Source organism: Thiohalophilus sp. (genome assembly GCF_031581315.1).
Lineage (GTDB): Bacteria > Pseudomonadota > Gammaproteobacteria > UBA6429 > Thiohalophilaceae > Thiohalophilus.
The window spans coordinates 1-2,166 of the sequence record NZ_JAVLAZ010000171.1 but is presented as its reverse complement, the minus strand read 5'-3'; the positions used below and the strand labels follow the sequence as shown (position 1 = coordinate 2,166).

At 64.0% G+C, this 2,166-nt stretch carries 1 protein-coding gene; it reads left to right on the top strand.

What is annotated here, in order from left to right:
• Positions 1-575: 575 nt before the first annotated feature.
• A partial coding sequence (locus RI563_RS13260) for a PAS domain S-box protein (RefSeq protein WP_310694856.1) occupies positions 576-2,166 on the top strand: 1,591 nt, incomplete at its 3' end.

Below are 2,166 nucleotides of genomic sequence, written 5' to 3'. Positions count from 1 at the left end.
AACAGGCCGACGCGGCCATGTACCGGGCAAAGGAGGGCGGGCGGAACCGGGCCTGCCGCTACCAGTAGGTCACTCACGCGATCCGGGCCCGGCCGGAGGGGGCTGGCTGGTGTTGCTGAGGGCTAGGCTGGGTGGGGCTTTATTCGACGGCCCCCCTGGTCTCGGCGTTTCCCCTGAAAATGGCTACATTAGCCAGTAGATAATGGGAAGACGATTGCTCATCTTCGAAAGGCAGTAGCTCCCGCATAAATCGATAGCATGGATGGCTATTTCATCAGACTCCTTTCCTCCAAGCAGACCGCTGGTGCGCAAAAGGCGATCAACTTTGTCGCCAAAGACAGTCTATCGTCTAGCCTTGTGAGGGTTCGGCACGGCGGGCAGCACACCAATGCCGGCCGCGGTTGCCAGTTCTTTGCAGCCTGCGCCCGGGACGCGGGAGAGGGTGGTTTCTGCATGGCCTTCGCGCAGTCGCCACCCTCCATCCCTCGCCACACCATGGGGTTGGACATCGGACGGGGCATCAGCGAAGCGGCACGGGGAAATCCCGGCCCCCATCGCTTCCTGGGAGGCAGGTGATGTCGGAGATAAGGCGCTTGATTCAGTGGGGGTTGGTGCTGACGCTCCTGACCCTGCTGGCGATCGTGATCGGGGCTTTTCTGCTCTACCAGGAAGGCTTTCAGGCCGAGCGCAGGGCGCTGGAAGATACGGTCACCACCCAGGCCGCCCTGATCGAGGCGGTCGCCGCCTTCGACCGGATGACCAGCCCCGAATGGCATGGCGACGATACCCGGCCCTTCGCCCATGGCGCCTCCGCAGCAACCTTAAGCCAAGTCGAGGCGGCCTTCGCCGCCTCGCCCGGATTGGGCGAAACCGGCGAGTTGGTGGTGGGGCGAGAGGAGGATGGCGAGATTGTCATCTTTCTCCACCAGCGCCCCGAGATGGAAGCGCCGCCGGGGAGCCGTATCTCTGAATCCGTGCGAAGGCAGCACGCCCACGACGTCAACGAAAGCAGCACTGCCGCCGAGCCCATGCGCAGGGCGCTCGCCGGCCAGTCCGGGACGGTGATTGCCGAGGACTATCTCCACAAGACCGTGCTTGCAGCTTACCAACCGCTGGAGAGCCTCGGCTGGGGCTTGGTGGCCAAGAAGGATCTCGCCGAGATTCGTGCCCCTTTTATTCGCAGCGCCGCTGTCGCTGCCGTGATCGGCGGGGTGCTGGTCCTGCTCGGCGGCCTGCTATTCCGGCGGGCCACCGACCCCCTGATCAGTCGGCTTCGTCGCAGCGAGGCCCATTACGCCCAACTCCTCGAGCAGGCCGGCGAGGCGGTCATCGTGCTCGATGCCCACGATCGCATCCTGATCGTCAACAGCAAGGCTGCCGAAATTTTCGGCGTCTCCCGCGACGAGGTAATCGGGCAGAGTGCCCGCGATTTCATTCCCGGGGATTTCAATCGCCGCATCGAGGAGGTGAGAGCGGCCCGAGAGGCGGGCCAGGCCGAGCGATACGAGTACACCCTGCGCCGGGGCGACGAGTCTCTGCGATTGCGGATCTCCGCCTCTCCGCTGTTCGGCCCTCGGGGCGAATACGAGGGCCGGATGGCGTTGGCGGCCGACATCACGACCGAATACCGGGAACGTCAGGCCCATGAACGTGAACGGCGATTGCTGCGAACGGTGCTTGACACCTTGCCCGTTGGCGTCTGGGTGCTGGACACGCAGGGCCGGTTCGTTCTTCACAACCCGGCGGGCAAGCGGATTTGGGGTGTGGATGACTGGTCGCAGCTCGATATCAACGAGCAGCTTAAAAGCTTTCGAGGCTGGGATCTGGAAACTGGTCGCCCGCTGGTCGGTGAAGATTGGGGCGCGGTGCGTGCGCTGCGGGGAGAGGATGTCGAGCCACGAGCCATCGAGATCGCCGCATTTGACGGCCAACGCCGGGTCATTCTGCAATCGGCTGTGCCCTTACGCGACGAGGATGGTGTAGTAAGCAGGGCCGTGGTCGTCGTCCAGGACATCACCGATGCCCATGCCCGCCAGGAAGATTTAAATCGGGAGCGGCGACTACTGGCCAGCATCCTCGAGCATCTACCGGTGGGCGTCGGGGTGATGGATCGCGAGGGCCGCTGGCAGCGCACCAATCCGGAACTCGAACGGATCTGGGAGCTGG